We start from the raw sequence: 19,903 nt of genomic DNA on the forward strand, positions 1-19,903 counted from the left end.
TCTGGTCGTTCAGCGTCGCGGTCATCACGGCACCCTCCTCACCAGGCACAACGCCCGGCAGGTCAGGCCGGAAACACCCTTAGATCCACAGACCCCCCGACCACGCCGCACAGGTTAAAGATCAAGCTAAGGGCTGTCTCGTAGCTGGGTGGAGGCGTGGCTGGGGCTGGGTCTGTGATCACCAGGTCAGAGCGATGTTGTGGAGGTTGGGCGATGCTAGAAGCGGCAGCGGTCAATGTGCGGGCGCCTCGGGGGTAGTCACGCAATATTTTCCAGTTCTTCATCCTGGCTAGGGTGTATTCGACCTGTGCTCGGACGGCGCGGCGCTGGGCATTCAGGTCCTGCTTCCAGACCGGTAGTGGGCTGCCGTCGTGGTTCTTGCAGTAAGGGTGATCACCTCGGGATTGCCGCGGTAGCCGCCGTCGGCCATAACGGGCCGTCCGGCCAGCTTCTGGTCGGTGCCGGAGGTGCGGTAGACGATTGTGTCGTTGCGCTTGCCCGGCCGGGGGTCGCCGACGGAGATGACCAGGCGGGTGCTGGCGTCGATGGCCACCTGCAGGCTCGTCGAGTACCGGTAGTTCTTGCTCGGCGCCGCGAGGGGGTGGTCCCGATTCGCGATGAGGGTGCCGTCGACAATGGCGATCTGGTTGACCGGACGGCGGCGCACAGGTGCGAGACCCAGCAGTGGGCCGAGGGTGTCGATGACTCGGTGCGCGGCGGAATGGGACACTCCGAACAGCGGGCCGATCCGCCGCATCGTCAGGTTCGTGCGCCAGTAGACGGCCACCAGCAGCACCCGGTCGGCCAGGTCGAGGGCCCACTGTCGGCCCCGGCCGACCGTCAGCGACTCCGTCTCCGCCACGCTCGGCGACCAGCCGGACCAGCTTTGGCTCGGCCCTCCCGTGCGTCGCGACGAAGCCCGGGAGTAGCTCGTCGGGCAACCGCGTTGTACACGCGGACCGGATGGGCCGGCCCGCGGACAGTGGAATGGTTAGGCCGCCTGACGCCGGTTTCGGATTCTTTCGGCTACGGCGTCGGCGGCTTGTTGGTGGAGCTGCTTGTTGACGCTTTGGTAGGTGTCGCGGGTGAGGGTGGTGGTGGAGTGGCCGAGTTGTTCGGAGATGACTTTGATGTCGACGCCGGCGTTGAGGGCGATGGTGGCGGCGCTGTGGCGTAGGTCGTGGAGTCGGATGGGTGGTAGTCCGGCTTTGCGGACGTGTCGGTTGAAGCGTTGGGTGACGGAGTCGGGGTGCCAGGCGTGGCCGTCTTGGCGGACGAAGAACAGGCCGGTGTTGGGCCATGCGGGGCCGGCGGCGCGCTGCCACTTGGCGCGCAGCTCCTTGTAGGCGATGAGGATATTGACGGTGTCGTCATCGAGGGCGACCTCTCGGTTGCCGGCCTTGCTCTTTGGGGGTTTCTCGACGGGGGTGTAGCCGTGGGTGGTGATTTGGTGGTTGATGGTGGTTTCTTGGCGGTGGAGGCGGACCTCGCTGTCGCGTAGTCCGCAGGCTTCGCCGCGGCGGGGTCCGCGGAAGGCCATGTAGTGCCACATCGGATGCAGGTCGGGGCAGTGGATCGCGGCGTAGGCGAGGAACTGGATGACCTGCTCGTCGGTCCACACCATCACCGGTCCTGGGATTTTCCCGCCCTTCTTCCACTGCTGGACTCGTTCGTCTTCCCACACGATTGGCTTGGGCCGGTTGCTGCGAATCTTGACCAGGGCGGCCGGGTTGTAGCCGGGCAGTAGTTCGTCGGCGCGAGCGTCGTTGAGGGCCTTGCGTAGGCAGGCGCGGATGTTCAGGCAGGTGTTGGGGCCGGTCGGTCGCTTGCCGGCGACGGATTTTCGGACGGCCGAGTCGGGACTAGCCTTCGCGGCGAGGAGCTCTTCGTTGCGCTGCTCGATCGCGGTGAACATTGCTCTGACGTGACTGACGCGTAGCTTGTCGAGGGGGATGTCGCCGAGGTGCGGGATCAGGTGTACCCGGATGATGGATTCGTAGCCGCCCCTGGTGTTCGCGTCCACGTTGTGATGGGTCAGCCAGTCGGTGAGGTATTCGGCGACGGTGGGAATATCGGCGAGGTGAGTGTCGCCGCGCAGTCGTCGGCGGATGCGGTCGATCTCGGGCAGCGGCTCCTTCGCCCGGACGGCGGCCTGGAGGGCATCGGCGATGTCGCGGCGCGACCGCTTGTCCCATGCCGGGGCGAGGGCGAGCAGTTCGCGAGCGTGGTTGCGTTCGTCGGCGGCGGCCCGCCGGGTGGGCAGGCCGGAGCGGCGTAGTTGCCGTCGGCGGCCGTCGATGGTGGGCGGAAGTTCAAGGTGATAGGCCCAGTAGCCATGGTCGGAGCTCCACGCGTGGTTCGGCCGGCGGAGCTTTGGGCAATTGTTTCCCATCTGTTTTCCGGTTTCGAGGTAGCGGCAGCCGCAGCGCTTAAAGATGTTTTCGGCGGGCATGGCAGGTCCTGCTCCTTGCTTGTCAAAGGCTGTATTGGCATTCTTGATCGAATCTGCGGGGATCTCTGGATCTGATGGTCGATGGGTTTTTGGGTGGGCGAGTGTTGGTGGCATCAGGAGTGGGGATCAGGGGTTCAGTCCTGCCTCGGCGCGGGAGTCGGCTGTGGAGGAGGTATCTGTCGCGACCGACTTCTGTTTAGGGCTCGGGAAGGTTGAGGTGCAGGGCCGCCAGCAGTGGCACGGTGGGTATTCGGTAGTGGGTACCGACGCGGAAATGCGGCACGGGGAACGCGTCGCGGCGGATCAGCTTGTAGGCCGTGGAACGGGACATGTCGAGCACTGAGGCTGCGGTGGCCAGGTCGGTGCTGGGCCCGAGGCCGCGGATTCGCTCTGCTGTCCACATAGGTGTGAGGTCCACGGACAGGGGATCATGGGGGTACCGTGACTCTGTCGAGTGACCACGTTCAGGCGATCGCATGGCATCTCCTTAAAATTTAGACACGAGCGGGCGACGTCAAGGCAAATAGGCTGCCTGCCGGGAATGAGTGAGAGGAATTTCGGCATTCGGACAGCCTCTACCTTGGGGGCGTCACGCGAACGAGGCAGACTACGTCGACTTCGTGCAGGCTTCCGAGTAACTGCATGATTTCCGGCTGCAGGCGACAATCGCCCCGTTTGGTGGTCACGCTCCGGCCTTCCGTGCGCCCTGTCCTTGCCCTTCCGGCGTAGGTACACCTTGACCACAGGGCTGCCGGCAAGCGCCGGATTTCGGGCAATCCTGCTGATATGTGCACATATGCTTGAGAGTGCTAATGACCTTGCCCAGGGAGACGCCGCGGTCCAGGACCGCAGGCTGGCTTCGAGCGAGGAGCGTGTGCTCCCCTGCTACTGAGAGCGGCATCGCCGCAGCGACAGTCCGGACGCTGGCGCAACCTCACCACCTCGAAGACTGATGGCCTGGCGATCCTCGACGAGCTCGAGTCGGTGGGATCCTGGTTGCGCTGGGGCGGCCAGAGCAACACCAAGCGAAAGCTGGCCCTGCAGCCGTCTCCCGCGCCCAGTTCCCTCTTTAGATCCTGGGCACATGGCCCGTCTGTCAGGTGGTCTCGCGCGCCTACCCCGTGCGCTCGACGGCCGTCTATGCCGGAGTGGGTGGGTCGATGGTCGCTGCGGAAGCCACGGTCGCGGCTCGCGCGTACTCGGTCCGGATGCGTGAGTCGAATGTTGGCTCGACGCTCCCGACGGGTGCTCCGGTCATGTCAGGGCGTCCGGCGAGGCGTAGCGCGCTGACGGCGACGTCACGGGCCAGCCGCGGCGAGGTCACACACCAGATGTTGATCTCGTCTGATGTGTGCACGATGTGTGTTCTCCAGCGGAAGCTAACCGGAGCTACCCGGTGCCACTGCGGGTCAGTCGGGGTGAATCGCCAAGGTTGCCCGCCCACGCCGTGTGGTGAGGGATGTGCCGCTGGCTGGATGGGTTAGCAGGGCCAACGCAGGTCAACGCGGGTCACTCCCTGCCAGCGCGGGTCGACCCGCAGGTCGTTACACTTACCACTCGCGCCCCCGTAGCTCAGGGGATAGAGCATCGGTTTCCTAAACCGTGTGTCGCAGGTTCGAATCCTGCCGGGGGCACCAGAATGAGGCCCTGACCAGCAGAAAGCTGGCCAGGGCTTCGACACTTGTCTATGCGATTTCGATTCGCCCCCCGAAAACCCGCAGGGTGCCGGCCGGCACGGCGACCGCCCCGAACCCACTGCTGTCACCGATGGCACCCGTCCCGCAGCCACGCCGGCCGCAGCCCGCACTTCGCATTGGTCCCGTGACCACGACCGCCGTTAGGATCATCATGACATCGTTGCGCTCGCACAGCCCGTCGAACACCAGCCGCATGATTATTGCGTCCGGCGCGGGCTCGTCAGATGAGCACGAGGTGACGCGGTGTGAGACCGTTTTCCTCTCACGCGAGCGGGGCGGCCCGAAGACACGAGCCGCCCGGCTCACCTCACCTCCTCGTCAACGGCGTCGCATGGCCCGGTAGACCATCCGGCGAGCCGTGGCCCTGTGCGAGAGCGGATACCTCGACGACGGGGCGGCCGGCCGCGGCGGACGGGGACGGGGCCGTCGACGCCGTCGCGGCGGGTACGACATGAGCCCCGGCGTCACGCAGCGGGACGAACGGTAGTCGAAGGTGAACATTCTTCCCTTTCGTAGTGGGGTAGGACCGCCACCGAAGCACACGACCTGGAATAGGGTGTCACCGGTTCCGCTACAGCGGAACGGCTCGCTCCGATGGCCCGATCAAGTGTGCCACCGATCGCGCTTCTTTCCCCTTCCCGAGTTCTGAGCGCAATCTGATCGCGCTAGAACTGGACATCGGCACCTCGTTCGGAGTGAAATTCGACAGCGCCGGCAGAACTGCCGGCCGCCGCCACGAGAGGAACGCGAGTGGAGTACCGGATCCTCGGACAGGTCACGGTGCTTCGGGACGGCAAACCCGTTGCACTCAAACCAAAGGCAGTCGCCGTACTGGCCTTTCTCCTCCTGTCACCGGATCAGAGCGCAAGCCAAAGGACGATCCTGGAACACCTTTGGCATGGCGTGCGAACCGATCGGGGGTTGCTCCATCGCCAGGTCTCGGACCTGCGCACCGCGCTTGGTCGCGCTGTCGTTCCGGACGCCGATTCCGGGTCATATCGAATAGCTGTCGCCCGTGAAGCGGTGGACCTCTTCCGGTACGAGGACCGCCTGCAGGAGGTAAGGGTCGCTGCTACCGCAAAGGATAGAGCTGACGCCCTGGGTGCGGCGCTTCGAGAGTGGAAGGACGACCCGCTCCGGTCACTCGACGAGGTGTGGTTCCGCGAACAACGTAAGGCACTGATCAACAGGTGGAAGCGGACCTGGGAAGGCTACCTCCACGCCATGATCGAAGCTGGCGCAGTGCCGAACGCCATCGCAGAATGCTGGCGGGCTATCGAGAAGTGGCCGGACGACTCGCGGTTCTACAGGTTCCTCCTCCGTACCATCTACCAAAACGACAGCACCGCGAAGTTCCGCTCGACTTTCGAGGAGTGCTGGCTGAAGGCCGGAGAACATGTGCGGTCGGAACTCAATGCCATACGTGATGAGCTGGAGAGCGGTCCCCAGCCCGCGCATCGCGGCGTGAACGCGATCACGTCCTACGCTCCCCAGCAACTGCCGGCACATCGCATGAACATCATCGGCCGCGCTGCCGATCTCGAAACCCTGCGCGCGGTCCTTGTAGGAGAGCGGCCGAGTCGGATCGCGGCGTTGGTGGGCACCGCGGGCGTGGGCAAGAGCGTGCTCGCCTTCCGCGGCGCGGACAACACCCGCGAGCACTTCCCCGGCGGAGTGCTGTACACCGACCTGCAGGGCTTCTCCGAGCATGAGCCGCACAAGGCGGAGCAGGTGCTCGCGAGGTTCCTCGACGAGCTCGGCGTCCCACCGCAGACCCCCACGTTCGACGGCCTGAGCGCGGCCTACCGCTCGACCTTGGCGCAGCGCGCCGTTCTGGTCGTGCTGGACAACGCGCGTGACCTGACACAGGTGCTCCCGCTGCTGCCCGGTCCCGGTCCGAGCGCGGCGGTGGTGACCAGCCGCAACGCGCTGGTGAGCCTGGTTGCCAAATACGGGGCGAACCAGATTGTTGTCGCGCTCCTGCCTTTGGACGAGTGCGTCGCGCTGCTCGCGTCGATCATCGGCGAGCAACGAGTGCGAGCCGAGCCTGACGCGGCCGCAGAGGTCATTCGCCATTGCGCCGGCCTGCCGTTCGCAGTGATTGTGATCGCCGCTCGGCTGCTGTCTCGTCCCGCGCTGTCCCTCGGGGAGGTGCTGAACGAGCTGAGGTCCGCGACGGACAAGCTCAGCACGTTTGTCCACGAGGAGGCGGACCTAAATCTGCGCGCCGTGCTGGCTACCTCGCACGGTGTGCTGTCAGGCCCTGCAGCAGCCCTTTTCTGGCGCCTCGGCGTACACCCCGGACCGACGATCAGCCGTGACGCCGCGATCGACCTGGTGGCGTCCGCCACCGCAGGTGCGGAGGCGCTCAACGAACTGCGCACCGCGCACCTGATCGAGGAAGTGTCGTACAACAGGTTCGCGATCCACGACCTCGTGCGTGCGTACGCGGAGGAAAGAGCGACGGAAGCTGGCGACGCCGAACGGCGCCTCACGTCCGAGCGACTGCTGGATCACCTCATGTACAACGCTCGGGACTGCGACGAGGCGATCGTGCCGGGCCGGAACCTCCGGATCGGCACTGCACCCGCCGGGCTCCAGCTCGTGTCCCCCGAGGGCATTGGCGCGGCCATGGCGTGGTTCACGGCGGAGTACGACGTGATCATGGCCGCGATCAAGCACGCGGTCCGGCACGGTCTACGCACCTACGCGTGGCTGCTTCCGTTGACCCTGACGACGTTCCAGTGGAGGAGCAACCGGTACCTCGACGCCCGGTACACCCTGCAGATCTCGCTGCGTGCCGCCGAGGTCGTAGCCACGCCGGCGGACCAGGCGATGATCCTGCGTCTGACCGCAGGTACCGACCGAGGGCTCGGCCAGCTCGATCTCGCGAAGATCAGGCTCGCCACCGTCATCGACCTCGCCGAAAACGACGACGACGAGCTCGGAGTTGCCCACGGTTGCCACGGGCTGGCCGTCCTGCACCGCGAGACCGGCGATCCCGCGTACGCAGAGGAGCGGTTCCGCGCGGCGCTGGCAATCTACCGGCGGCTCGGCAACGTCGTGGGCCAAGCCGGTGTCCTCAACGGCATCGGTTGCACCCTCTCCGACCGGGGCCAGTACGACGACGCGCTGGCAAACTGCACTGAAGCCCTGGAGCTGTTCCAGGCGACCACAGACGAGAACGGGCAGGCGAACACGCTCGACTGTCTGGCTGGAATTCGGCTGTCAATGGGCGACATCACGGCTGCGATCACAGATTTCGAGGCGGCTGTGGAGTTGTACCACCGGCTGGAGTATCGCAAGAGGGAGGCGAGCACACTTCAGCGCCTCGCGATCGCCCAGCACGAGGCCAGCGACAGTCGCGAGGAACAGCAAACGTTGTCTCGCGCCCTGCAGTTGCTGCGCGAATTGCGTGATCCAGAAGCAGAGGCCGTGGCGAGGCGATTGGAGGAATTGGCATGATCCTTTCACGCAACGCGAAGAAAACTAGCGTCTCGCTTTTAATGCTCCGCTCGGTAGCGGGCGGTCGGGTCAGCTCCGTGCACCTTGCAGTCCTGCGGCGAACCTTTGGCGGGCAGGAATGGCCGCAGGTCCTGGAACGCCTCCCGTCCGTCTTGGGGGCGCCGTTCCGGATCCCATGCCGCCATTTTCGCGACGACGGGCGCGAGCTGTGGCGCGAGCGAACTCAGCGCCGGTTCAGGAGGAGGGTCGCCGCGGTGCGCGAACATCAGGTAATTCTCCGGGTACGGCAGGGCGAGCGTTGTCATCTCGGCAAGCATGCAGCCGAGAGGAAACACGTCGGCGCTGGTCGCGACCGGCAACAAGTGTACCTGTTCAGGAGCCGCGTATCTGTTTGTCCCGGCCTGAGTTTCCGGCGCCTTACCCACCTTTAGCATCGCGCCGAGGTCGATGAGGTGAACGTTACCGAAACTGTCGATCATGGCGTTCTCGGGCTTCACGTCTCGATGGACATAGCCGAGGTCATGAATGTCGGCGAGGATTTCGCTCAGCTGTGCGACGAGGGAGACCGCTGTCGAGACCTCCATCGGGCTGTTTCCCTTTTCGGCATAGTCCTTTAATGTGTCTCCCTCGACCTTCCGCATGACGATGAAGTAGGTCCCGTCCAGGTCTCCCTGATCGAGCCAGTCCGGAATGCCACGCACCTCGCTGAGTTCTTTCAGCAAGTCGGCCTCGCGCTCCATATCCTCCACGAATTCATCGAAATAGGACTCGCTTTCGAACGTTCGAGGGCTCAGGAACTTCACGGCCACGGAGTTCCCGTGGCTCATGTCAAACGCCTCGAAAAGGTGGCCGCCATTTCCCTCGCCCAGTTTCTTGCGCAGTATGAAGCGGTCGCGCACGGTTTGACCCAGCCGCACTCTGTTCCTTCTTTCACCTGGCCACTGACTTATGCGAAGGAGAAGCATGTCCACCTGGCGCCCGCCCGAAGGGGTAGCCGACCGTGTCACCACGATCGCCGTGTCGGCCGCCGCGCCCAGGGCGCAAAAATACAAGTGCCCGATGGCCGAAGCGTTGAAGGCACGCCCATCTCTGCGGCTCCGTTCCGGTCCGCGCCGCTATGAGAAGCTCGAGCACTTCACTCTCGGACCGTTCATGACCGCGCTCGACCAGGTCGAACGAGGCTTCAGGTCGGTGGAGGGTGCTCTCGATGACGTCGAGCGCAACGCTCGGCTCCACGACGGACTGAAGACGTGGACGGCTCACGCCGTACGCGACTACCTCCGGGCTTTCCCAGTGCACCCGCTGAACCGTTCGCCGCTGCGCCTGGTGCCGCAGAGGTGGACGTACGAGCGAGAGATCAGGCGAACCCGGTACCGGATCAGTGCGTGGGGCCGTTGCTACCAATCCGTGGACGGCCGCACGCGCGAGATTCGCATGATCAACATTCGATCCCGGTCATCGACGAGGAGCGACGCTGAGGTGGCCGTCGCGGCGTTCGTCTTGGCCTGCGCCGACCAGGAGGCCGGGAGTCCACCTGTTGAGCACGTGCGCGTCGTCAACTACAGCGTGGAGGATGGGAGGGTGTGCACGTTGTTCGACGGCGCACCGGCCGACGCGACCTTGGCGTACGAGAAGCATGGCAGGGCCGCGCTGACCGAGGTAGCAGGAGGCCAGGAGTACCGCCCTGGTGGCGCGTGCGTGAAGTGTGACTTTGCCGCCAGCTGCCCGGCGCTCGCCCGCGCCCCCGGACTACTCGGAGTGGACGGTAAAGGGCGACCACGTCGGCAGTGGTCGGTGACGAGTGGACGAGCGTACCGCGAGTGCCCTGCCCGCGCGCACCTGCGTGAGCTCCGGCTTCCCACGGACGCGCAGGTCGAGCGCGGTGGGCCCGCGCAACGGGGGCGGGCTGTGCACGCCCTGCTCGCCGATCATCACCGTACGGGCCACCGCTGCTCACCCGCGATAGGCGACCGCTGGACGGGCGACGACTTCGACCTCTCGCCTGACGACATCGGTCTCGGGAGGCGCCTCGTGCGCCACCACGCCGAGGTCTGCCCGTTGCAGCACACGCAATTCGACCGGGACGTGCGCGTCGAGCCGCAGCTGACGTGGGACGACCAGAACGCGAACGTGCTGGTCGTCGTTGAGCCCGATCTGCTTTATCGTGACCACGACTCGTGGGTATGGCGCGAGGTGAAGACGAGCAGCTCGGACGGCCGCCGGGCGAACGAACTCTTGACGGAGTACCCGCAACTCGCCCTCGCGGTGCTCGTGTTGGCTCGCGGAGAGCTCGGCGGATCACGTACCCGCAGCAGGGTCGAGCTTGAGGTGCTGAGGCCCTCCGGCGTCGACCTTTACGTGATTGACCCATACACGCCGTCGGTGCGCCGCAATGCCGAGACGGTCGTGCGCGACCTCGTCCTTCGCTGGCGTGCGGACGACGAGTTCCTCCCTCGGCCCGGTGATCGCTGCACCCGCTGCGAGGTGGCGAGCTGGTGCCGAGCCAAACCTGAAACGGAGCTGGCCTCGTGACCACCCCCCACCACGACGCTCTGGACTTAGTTCGTCTAACCGCCACTGCGGTGCTTGCCGTGCAGGCTCACCAAGACGCGGGCCTCGCAGTCCCCTACCCTCCCGCCGCGCAGCTCGCACTGGACCGGATTACGGCCGTTTGCCTTCTGGAGGGCCTTGAAGCGCCCGCGAGCGTCCCAGCGCTGCTGGCACTGTGCCGCGCACACCTGTCCAAGTGGCCGATCACGGTCCCGTCCGACTACACAGGACCTGGCGCGGTGCTGGTCGACGAGGCGACCGGCCTACCCACGCACGTGTGTGCCGAATGGGCGTCCGGTGACGCCTTTTCGTCTGGGGCTGGCCCGATCAACGAGTTGCTCCGTCAGTTGGCGGGCAACTGCCCGTCGCCCGGGATTTACGAACGATGCCGCAGCTTCCTGATCGACCACCCCGTGGTGAACCAGGAGAACATGAGGGCTGTCCACTCCACGCCAGGTGGTCCCGAGACGTGGAAGCGCGTTCAGCCTCTGTACGGCCCTGTCGCGCACGCCTATGCGCGCGACGGGCAGTGCGTCCGCTGCGCGTCCTGCCGGTGCCTTGCGGTTACGCTGCCCGACAAGACCAGCCGATGCGAGAGCGGTGTGTGCCCCGGCTTCACCGCGCAGCAGACGGAGCCGGTTACCGCGCTCCGCGCGCTGCCGGCGGAATTGCGCCATCCGTTATCGGCTTCGGGCCGGGTGGAACGCGATATCCGGAACGCCTGCCTGGCTGCGGGAGCACACGTCGAGTTAATGCCCGATGCGGTCGACCACCTGCGCATCACCTGGCCGTCCGACGACCTGTGGCTCGTTGTGGTGTCCACCAGCGCCGAACCCGCGTTGCTCGCACGCCGGCTCCGCCACTGGACGCCGGACCACGCCAGCCGTGTCTGCGTCGCCGTTCCCGGCTACGTCATGGAACGCAGACCTGATTACCGCCAGGTGTTCGAGCGGCACCGGCGACCTGGCTCGGCGGAACTGATACCGGCCGAACTCGTGGCATCAAGCGACCAACACCAGGCTGACGGAGGTGAACCTCGTGCGTGATGTGTTTCAGCTGCTCCCCGGTGTACTCACCGAGTTGCAACAGAACGGGTTGAAGCGGAGCGAGGCCGAGCAGCTCTGCCTGATGGAGCTGGGCTTTCTGCTGGCCGAAACCGTCGACCCCAACATTGCCGTGTCCGACGTGTGGACCCTGTTCAGCGGGTACCCGTTCGCAAAGGCTCGCGGACTAGTCGACGCAGACGGAGAGGCATTGCTCCGCGTCGCCCGCTACGCCCTGTGGAACTTCGGCCGGTCGAGGGCCTGGGAAGACGGGCTCGACCTGTACGAAGAGTTCCCATCCGGGCTGAGGGCCTACGTCTGGGCGGCCCGATCGGATGTCGCACAACGGCAAGCCGTCACAGCGGCCTCCGATCGCAGGGACGAGTACCGTTCGGCGCTCCGTCTCGCCCCGCCGTTCGCCGGTGGCCCGTGCACCTTCGCCACCAAAGGTTTCTATCGGTTTTTCGCCGGACGCTCCCCGATCACCGTGCAGATCCCCGACGTGCCTGTGCACACGTTCCCGTCACACGACCTCAATCGCCCCCTGGCAGGCGGCGGCCGCCCGATCGAGATCAGCTGGGATGCGCTCGTCGCAGCTGCCGTGGAGATGGACCGGAATGCGCCCAGGGATCGGGCGGGTTTGCTGAAGACCGTGCGCCTCTTCGTGGCGTCTAGCGGTGGGTTCAAACGCAAGAAGTCGTTCAGCATCGACCGCATCTCCCACCTGCTGGGCATCGTGGGCGCGGGCAAAAGCACGCTGCGCGACGTCCTGACGTACCACCTCGTGAAGCACAGGAAGATGCGTGTCTCGATCGTTGTCGGCGACGTCGTCGAGGTGCTCAAGCTCGTCGAACTGTTCCAGTCGCTGGACTGCGGTGTCGCACCGATCATCGGTGCATCCAACCGCGAGCAGCACGCACAACGCCTGCACCGCAGGCTCGCCGGACGCGAGCAGCCCAACCTCCTCACCCACGACGACGGCGCGTTCGACTACCTGAGTACGGCCTGTGCGGTGAGTGGTCTCCTGGACGACGATGACGCTCCGCTCACCTACGCGGACGCGCCGTGCACTCGGCTGAACCCGAAGCGCAAGCGCAAGCCGCGCGATCGCGAGCTGCCGCCATACACGCGAGACCGCCGCGTGTGCCCGTTTTGGGGGCGCTGTCCTCGTCACCATGGAGCACGACGGCTCGCGGATGCGGATATATGGGTCGCTACACCGCAGGCGATGCTCGACTCGTCCGTGCCGTGGCCTCAGAACCCCGAACGCCTGCGATACCTGGAACTAGCGGCACGACGCAGCGATCTCATTATCATCGATGAGGCGGACCGTGTGCAGATGCAGCTCGACCAGATGTTCGCTCCGGCGATCACGCTTGCGGGCGAGGAGACCACATCGTGGCTGGACCAGGTGGCCCAGCACAAGATCAGTGAACTTGTCAACGGACAACGCACACAGCTGTCCAATCGCGATGTCGCGAACTGGACCACCGCGCTGAACACCGCATCCACGATCACAGATCGCCTGTACGCGATGCTGGTCAGTAGTTGGGAGTTGCGGAAGTGGGTGAGCGGGAGCTACTTCAACGCGTGGAAGTTACACGGCCGGTTGGCCGAGCAGCTCTTCCCTGTCCCCGCCGAGGGTGAACCAGATCAAGACGCGGTTCACCGGAACGACCTCCTCCAGGTGCTGGAGGAATACCGGAAGGACCCGTTCGACGATCAGGACAAGGTTCGGGGCGCAACGCGGAAGCTGGTCGCGTTCACGAACCAGCTGTTGCACACCAGCCGATCGAAGTCCACGAGTGCACGCGTGCATGATGCCCTACTGGCGCTGGCACCCGCCGGCCGCGCCGCGTACCCACAGCCCGGCGAGTTGACCGACAAGTTCGAGCTCACTCTCCTGCTGGCGGCGCTGGAGCCGAAACTCGCGTTGATGACGAGCATGTGGCCGCGAGTTCAGGCAGCTCTCAACCTCGGGTTCAACCAGCTACACCGCAGGCCGCTCGACTACGGGCCGATGGTGCCCGAGTCTCCCATGGGCAACGTCCTCGGCTTCGAGTTCGTGGTCGACAGCCCGGACAAGGGTGGAGTTCGCAGTGGTGAGCTGCGGTTCTTTCGTTGCAGCGGAGTGGGCAGGAGCCTGCTCACCGCGTTGCCTCGGTTGGCCGAAGTGGACGGACGGCCGGGCGCGCACGTCCTGCTGCTGTCCGGCAGCAGCTGGGCGGGCAAGTCGAGTCGATACCACGTTCTGACCCCTGTGAGCCTCATCCTCAAGCCGGAGCAGAAAAGGATCAACCAAATCGCTCAACACAGCAGCATTCGCCTCGAGTTCGTCTGGCACCAGGGCAAGCCTCTGACACTCTCCGGTTCGCGCCAGGAAGACCGGCCCGCGATCCTCCGCACGATGGCACTCGCCCTCACAACGCCCCACGGAGGTCAGCGGAGCCGGCTGGAGCTGGAACTCGCCGAGCTCAGCGAACACCGCCGACATCTGTTGGTGCTGACCGGCAGTTATGAGGAGGCCAAAGTGGTGGCGGACGCCATGCACTCCACCAAGATGAAAGGACGTGTCTTCCGACTTCTCGCCGACGACGAGCGGGGCCCAGCCGTCGACGAGTCGTCAGCACCAGTGCTCCGCAGAGGCGACGTCGACAGGCTTGCGGATACGAAGGCTAGAGTTCTCGTGGCACCGCTGCTCGCCCTCGAGCGCGGGCACAACATCATGGCCTGCGGCGAGGCGGCCATCGGTACCGTCTACTTCCTCGCTAGGCCGAATCCGCGGCCGGACGACCTGAGCCTCGCGATACATGCGATCAACGACTGGATCACCCGAGCCGTCGACGATCTTGAGTGCGGGTTCGGCAAATGGGTGTCCGACGCCGCCACGATCGGTGCGGCGGGCCGGGACGTGCGGTCCCGTGCCTACCGGGAGTGGTTCCGAGTCCTCGGCAGGTTCCTCGCGTGGAGCCGACTCAGCGATCCCGATCGTACGACGCTCACCTGGGATCTCCTCGTGCTTATGTGGCAAGTGATCGGCCGTCTCGTGCGTGGCGGTGTGGAAGCGCGCGTGGTGCTCGTGGACGCCGCTTTCGCGCCGAAGACCGCCGAGGCGTTGAGCAAGGAACCGATGCCGGGGGCGCAAGTCATGATCAATGATCACGACACCCCGAAGTCCAGTCTGCTGCTGAGCATCCACGAGGTGCTCGGCGAATGCCTTTCCCTCGGTGACGACGTCGCCGAAAGTCGTCGCCGGGACCGCGACCTTACCAAAGCTTTATACGACCCGTTCTGGCAGGCGATCGACCGTTGCCTCCAACAGCCGACCACAGGAGGAAAGCCGTGGTGAACCCTCTCGTCCGTGTCGCCGCCTACGAGGCGGACCCCGTCACGGATGACTGGCTCAAGACGTTCCGGACAATCAAGTTCAGTGATGAGTGGAAGGAAGAGGCGCTCGCTCTGTACGCGTTGTCACGGCGCGGAGCGGACGCACCGCTGACGTTGCCCATCGCTCAGCTCAACAACCTGCTCCGCGCGGCGGCCCCAGGTGTGATCGCGACCGGGCGAGGTGCGGCCACCTACGCGAGCACGCCCTTGTTGTATGCGACCAACGAGGTGCCCACCGACCTCATCGCCGCGCTGGTAAACACGTGGGTCGCCACGCTGGGGCCGCGCAAACCAGACCCGGATCCCCAACGGCAGGCCGAGCTAGAGGAATCGGTCTACAAGGTCCAAGCATCGCTCGCCGGCTCCACGCCTTCGTGGAGCGAGAGCACTGTGAACCTGACCGCGGCCCGCCTGTCGCCGGGAGGAACTGCTCAGCCGGATCGGCAGCTGTACCAGCTGGTGCCGGAGGTACTCGCGGCCGAACTCGCCCGCCGCCCGTACCGCGACGGCGACGAGGAGTTGCACTTCCGGGTCGTGACCAGGGACCAGGGCACGGAACTGGTCTCCTGGCCGCCCCGGCCGTTCACCAAAAAGGGCAGACAATGGTACTACTCCTGCGTTATCACCCTGACCGTGCAGACGGTGCCGTTCACGTCCCGCTTCCGCCTACACGTCGGCACCGGTGTGCGCCGCTGGGTGACCGGAGGTCGGTTCCATGTCCCGGCCAACCGCGGCGTCGGCGCCTACCTCGCGGTCGCGCCACCGTGGTCCACGGGTCATGACCACACGCCAAGGCTGTCGAACAACTTCATCGACTACTTCGAACGCGGCAACCGGCATGTGTGGCGCAGCGGTAGCACGATCGAGCTGCTGCCAGAACTCGACATCGTGCGCACGTACCCCAGCGCGCTCGAACTCGTGTCCGATCCTGACCGGTGGCTCGAGGGCGTCGACGGCCTGACCGCCGCGATCGTGCACAGCAACGGCCTGACCGACCACGAAGTGAAGGCGGGCATCGGCCCCACCGAACGAGCGCGGCTCGACCGCTGGGTCGATCTGGGGCTCCGACCGTGGTTCAGGAGGGTGGCGGATCTCGAACGCACCGGCCACCACGCCAAGCCCAGGATTCGATCGAAGCCTCGCTGGGCCAAGGTCGAAGGGGACGACGCGGCGACCGAGGCACGCAAGGCGAGCGCATACGCTGAGGCCGCCCGCGAGGCCGCGCGCGCGAGGCGCGCGGCGCTTGGTGCGGCACTCGACGGTGCCTCGTTGGAAGTTCATCTGCTCTGGCAGACCGAACGCACCCGCGACAAGCTGGTCTCCGCGATGTGTGAACTCTTCGATCTTCCCGAGCCCGACGTGGAGACCCTGGAAAACTGGCACTGGGACATCGACGACAACCTAAGGATCCGGATCGTCGCGCGGAAGTTCGACAGTGCAGGGGCCTCGGCGTTGTCAGTGCCGAAGGCGACCGGAACCGAGCGGATCCGGCTGGTGACCGAGGCGATCAATGCACGCCGCCAGCGAGTGAGGGGGGTGTTCGAGACCGACCTCGATCCAGCGACGACGGCGGGCCTGGTGTTCGTGGAACTGCACGACCGCGAGGCGTTTATCACCGCAGACAGCGACCCGAAAACAGCCATCCGGCTGGGCTGCGCCGACTCTGGCCGGCTGAGCCAGTTCATCGGCAAGCGGGATGACGTCGACCGGGAGCTGTTGATCCGCGCGAGGTCGTCATGGCTGGATGGGCTGCGACAACTCGGTGCGGTCACCACGGCCGCCCACCGCGTCCAAGGGGTGCCGGACGGAACGCAGGTCGCCGCGCTGTGGATGGCCAACCGGCGTTCCGACGGCGCCACTCGGCACGTGCACCGCGAACTGGTGGCGGTGCGGCTGGAGCCGCGGGGCGGGCACTACCACCTCGATGCGTGGCATGACGAGGAGAAGCAATGGTTGCCATACCGCCGATACCTGGTGGAGCTTCCGAAGAAGACGGCGGTGCGATCACCAGGCCGAAAGGGGCTGCGCGACCAGCGGTCGGTGGTGGAGCGGCAGGTGCGGTCGGTGCTGTACCAGTTGCGTAATCGGCCGACGATGCTGCTGGCGAACTCCGAGAACCTCCGCTGGTGGTGGTCGTGGATCACCAACGGCGAACTGGTGCGAGACATGATTGGCTTTGGTGACGATCCACCGCAGCGACTCGCCGCGTGGGGACCAGACCTCAGGCTCGTGTTGATCCGCAACGCGGGTGGTCGCGACGAGGTGCCTCAGTGGTACGCCCCAGCGCCGGACGACGAAACTGCGGGATTCGCCGCAGGAATCTGGCGACAATGCGATGCCGGGCCCGGCAACAGGGTTTTCGCGAGCATTACCGACGTGCCCGCGTCCGCTAAGACCACCAAGCGCACCGCGTTGAAGATCCTGACGGGGCTGGCGTGGGCGCGCTCGCCGGGTAAGGCGATGTGGAACCCGCGCTACGTCGAGATCACCGTTGCCGGGTGCCTTTCCGAGGATGCGCTTGCCGTGAGCGGCCGGGCGGACGTGGCACCGGATGACCCTGCTGACTGGGCGGCGCTGGCTCATCAGCTCAGGCTCGTCGACGACTATGTGCCGTTGTCGCAACCCGCTGTACTGCATTGGGCGGCACTGGCTGAGGAGTACGTGCTGCCAACGGCTCCGGTGAGCTGATCGCCGCAGGCTGCCTGTACAGCACCAGAACGATGGACCTGACATTGCTGGATTCCTTCCCGTCGCCGTAGAACACGGCTTCCGGCACATGGGCACAAGTATAGATCGACAATGCTCGCGAGGCGGTTGCGAAGGAATATGCGGGAACTGCAAGAAAGGCAGTCGGCCGAGATGGCCGTGCACCAAATTCTATCATCGGCCAAGTGCGGTGGAAGCCTCCCGTCGCACTTGGCCGCCTCTATTAATTCCAGCCTCGGGGGCGTCTTGGCCGAGGCAAATGCGGGCAGATTGTGAATGGCGGTTTCCAAACCCAATTTCAATGATCAGGTCAACTGCAGGTCGGCGGCTATTCTCATCATGTAGTTGGGGTTCAACTCGGGCCGTGGACACGAACTCCTGCCCATCGGTAGGCGAGTCGCGATTGAGTAGGCATATGTCGTTCCGGTGCCGCTGGTGCCCAAGGGGGCAGCGGGCCCCGGCGGCATACTGTCCGCGTCCCCCGTTTACCCCCCGAAAACCCCTGTCGGCGGGTGACAGGAAGTGATAACGAGCGATCATTGCTCGATCGTGTCTGTGCAGCTCAGGGCTTAGTTTTGACAGTCAATGACAAGGTTGGGATCGTTGCTTTCGGTAACCGTGTGTCGCAGGTTCGAATCCTGCCGGGGGCACCTCGAAGCAAGCGCCGTAGGTCCCGCCTGCCTGCCCACACCCGCGCGCCGAAACAATGCCGATGATCTAGTCACCAACGAAGCGCAGGCACAGAGCCGCACCGTCCCGGCATCTCTCGGCCAGGCGTCGTACGGCATCGAGGATCCGCTCCTCACCCGGACCCTCCGCCGACTCGACAAGGACAGCCAGCTCACCGAGGAACTGCGGCATCTCCACCGACGTGAGTTCCAGCAGGCCGTAGGGGTCGATCCGGTCCAGCATCGGCGTCCTCCCCTGGTGCTGGACCCGCTCCAGCACCGTGGCGAGGTGAAACTGCACGTCACCGATCGCCGCTACCTGCGACTCGTGACGTCTGCGTGGGCTCGTGCCCTGCTGCTCGACTCGGATCAGCTCGACATCGACACCCATCCGGCGAGTTTAGGGCCGGCAGGGATGGCGACCGCCAGAGAGGGGATGCCGGCCGAACCTCAGCGCCGCCCCAGCACCTCGGTGACCCGGATGAAGCCGTCGGTGCCGTGGCCCAGTCCGATGGCGCGGCGGGCCATGCCCTCGGCCGCACGCATCACACCGGCGTCGATGCCGTGCGCCTCGGAGGTGTGGACGATGTGGGCCATGGACGACACCGCAGAGGTGAGAGGGTTGTCCTCGCCGGAGAAGGTGCCGCTGTCCACCTTCTCGGCGGTCTGCTCGAAGATCGGCGGAAGGATCGCGCCGATGCCCATGGCGAACGGTGCCAACTCCCGCGCGGTCACACCCTCCGCCCGGGCCACTGCCAGGGCGTGCGCATAGCCTGCCATCGCGGTCCAGAAGATGTCGAGCAACGCGATGTCGTACGCGGCGGCCCGGCCGATCTCCTCGCCGAGGTGGGTGTGGATGCCGCCCAGGGCGTCCAGCACCGGCCGGTGTTCCTGGTAGAGAGCCGTCGGGCCACTGTGGATGAACACCCCGGCCGGCGTTCCGATGGTGGTGATCGGCGTCATGATGGCGCCGTCCAGGTACCCGATGTCGTGCCCGGCCGCCCAGTGCGCGGTGTCCCGGGCCCGGTCGGGAGTGTCAGCGCTCAGGTTCGCCACAGTGCGCCCCTGGAGCGCGGCGGTGACCGCGTCGCGTCTCAGGATGGCGTCCGACGCGTCGTAGTTGACCACGCAGACCACTGTCAGCCCACTCGCGGCGACCGCCTCCTCGGCCGATCGGGCGGCGGTGGCGCCCCGCTCGATGAGGTCCCGACCTCGGCCCGGGGTCCGGTTCCAGACCGTGGTAGGCAGGCCGGCGTCCAGGAACGCGCCGGCCAGGGCCCGCCCCATCGGCCCCAGGCCGAGCACCGTGACAGACTTTTCGGAGTACGAGGGCATGCTTCAACTCCCAGAAGTGTAGGAAGACAGCGAAGATGACGCGCAGTCGTGCGCAGGACCTCAACGTTTGCGGAGTGACCGCCGCGATCGCCGTGATCGACGGCAAGTGGAAGACGTCTCTGCTCTGGCTGCTGGAATCCGGTCCGCACCGTCCCGGCGAGCTGCGCCGGCAACTGCCGGGCCTCACCGAGAAGGTGTTGACTCAGGCGCTCCGGGAGATGGGGGCCGACGGACTTGTGCACCGGGAGGTGCACGAGGTGCTGCCGCTGAAGACCGTCTACTCCCTGACCGCGTTCGGCCGGGACCTCGCCGAGGCGTTGGGCCCCGTTTCCGACTGGGGCCACCGTCGCCTGGAGAAGCTCACCGCGGCCGAGGGACCTCCCGCGCCATTGCCCACCTCCCCGTAGACCCGGCCCCGCGACCACCCACAACCAGACTCGCCCGCACCCGACGCGCCGACAAGTACCCACAAAAAAGTGGGTACCGCGGGCCACGCGGAGTGCTCAGGTCGGCCGCGTCGACGCAGGAGGGCGGGCATCGGGTGGTATGTCGCGCTGGCCCTGGTGGCGGGTTCGCCGCACAGCGGCGCATGGCTCCGCC

11 protein-coding genes, 1 tRNA gene and 1 pseudogene are annotated in these 19,903 nt (G+C 65.8%); 7 read left to right on the top strand and 6 right to left on the bottom strand.

Features of this window, described 5'->3' with window-relative positions:
- Positions 1 to 233: 233 nt before the first annotated feature.
- From AB0A95_RS21755 to AB0A95_RS21765, 3 genes and pseudogenes are all read right to left on the bottom strand, one after another.
- Positions 234 to 887 (bottom strand): annotated as a pseudogene (locus tag AB0A95_RS21755) (transposase family protein); the annotation flags it as partial.
- Positions 888 to 991: 104 nt separating this feature from the next.
- Entirely contained in the window at positions 992 to 2,452 is a 1,461-nt protein-coding gene (locus AB0A95_RS21760) for a site-specific integrase (RefSeq protein WP_357557579.1), read from the bottom strand.
- 196 nt (positions 2,453 to 2,648) lie between these two features.
- A complete protein-coding gene (locus AB0A95_RS21765) occupies positions 2,649 to 2,930 on the bottom strand; it encodes a helix-turn-helix domain-containing protein (protein ID WP_357557580.1) in 282 nt (93 codons plus the stop codon).
- A 1,083-nt stretch (positions 2,931 to 4,013) separates the two neighbouring features.
- Between AB0A95_RS21765 and AB0A95_RS21770 the strand changes: the two genes are divergently transcribed.
- Together AB0A95_RS21770 and AB0A95_RS21775 are read left to right on the top strand one after the other, a co-directional pair.
- Positions 4,014 to 4,089, top strand: a tRNA-Arg gene (locus AB0A95_RS21770).
- An 810-nt stretch (positions 4,090 to 4,899) separates the two neighbouring features.
- The gene (locus AB0A95_RS21775; protein WP_357557581.1) at positions 4,900 to 7,614 is read left to right on the top strand and encodes a tetratricopeptide repeat protein; all 2,715 of its coding nucleotides are present in this window, start codon (positions 4,900 to 4,902) and stop codon (positions 7,612 to 7,614) included.
- A 38-nt stretch (positions 7,615 to 7,652) separates the two neighbouring features.
- On the opposite strand, the gene AB0A95_RS21780 is transcribed toward AB0A95_RS21775, so the two are convergent.
- Positions 7,653 to 8,531 (bottom strand): serine/threonine-protein kinase, encoded by an 879-nt coding sequence (locus tag AB0A95_RS21780; RefSeq protein ID WP_357557582.1) that lies wholly within the window; start codon positions 8,529 to 8,531, stop codon positions 7,653 to 7,655.
- Between the two features lie 46 nt (positions 8,532 to 8,577).
- Between AB0A95_RS21780 and AB0A95_RS21785 the strand changes: the two genes are divergently transcribed.
- From AB0A95_RS21785 to AB0A95_RS21800, 4 genes are read left to right on the top strand one after another with little or no spacing between them, the layout of a single operon-like run.
- Positions 8,578 to 10,146 carry a PD-(D/E)XK nuclease family protein gene (locus AB0A95_RS21785; RefSeq protein WP_357557583.1) on the top strand — a complete coding sequence of 523 codons (1,569 nt, stop codon included), beginning with the start codon at positions 8,578 to 8,580 and terminating at the stop codon, positions 10,144 to 10,146.
- The gene (locus AB0A95_RS21790) at positions 10,143 to 11,210 is read left to right on the top strand and encodes a hypothetical protein (RefSeq protein WP_357557584.1); all 1,068 of its coding nucleotides are present in this window, start codon (positions 10,143 to 10,145) and stop codon (positions 11,208 to 11,210) included. Before AB0A95_RS21785 ends, AB0A95_RS21790 begins: the two co-directional genes overlap by 4 nt.
- Entirely contained in the window at positions 11,194 to 14,556 is a 3,363-nt protein-coding gene (locus AB0A95_RS21795; protein ID WP_357557585.1) for a hypothetical protein, read from the top strand. Before AB0A95_RS21790 ends, AB0A95_RS21795 begins: the two co-directional genes overlap by 17 nt.
- Positions 14,550 to 17,282 carry a DUF3962 domain-containing protein gene (locus tag AB0A95_RS21800; protein WP_357557586.1) on the top strand — a complete coding sequence of 911 codons (2,733 nt, stop codon included), beginning with the start codon at positions 14,550 to 14,552 and terminating at the stop codon, positions 17,280 to 17,282. The genes AB0A95_RS21795 and AB0A95_RS21800 overlap by 7 nt, the downstream gene beginning before the upstream one ends.
- A gap of 735 nt (positions 17,283 to 18,017) precedes the next feature.
- Here the strand turns inward: AB0A95_RS21800 and AB0A95_RS21805 are convergent.
- A complete protein-coding gene (locus tag AB0A95_RS21805; RefSeq protein WP_357557587.1) occupies positions 18,018 to 18,359 on the bottom strand; it encodes a hypothetical protein in 342 nt (113 codons plus the stop codon).
- Between the two features lie 59 nt (positions 18,360 to 18,418).
- Entirely contained in the window at positions 18,419 to 19,303 is an 885-nt protein-coding gene (locus tag AB0A95_RS21810) for an NAD(P)-binding domain-containing protein (protein ID WP_357557588.1), read from the bottom strand.
- Between the two features lie 74 nt (positions 19,304 to 19,377).
- Here AB0A95_RS21810 and AB0A95_RS21815 point away from each other — a divergent pair, with 74 nt between their 5' ends.
- Positions 19,378 to 19,710 (top strand): helix-turn-helix domain-containing protein, encoded by a 333-nt coding sequence (locus tag AB0A95_RS21815; protein WP_357557589.1) that lies wholly within the window; start codon positions 19,378 to 19,380, stop codon positions 19,708 to 19,710.
- Positions 19,711 to 19,903: the final 193 nt, after the last annotated feature.

Source organism: Micromonospora sp. NPDC049230 (assembly GCF_040647875.1).
Taxonomy (GTDB): Bacteria; Actinomycetota; Actinomycetes; order Mycobacteriales; family Micromonosporaceae; genus Micromonospora.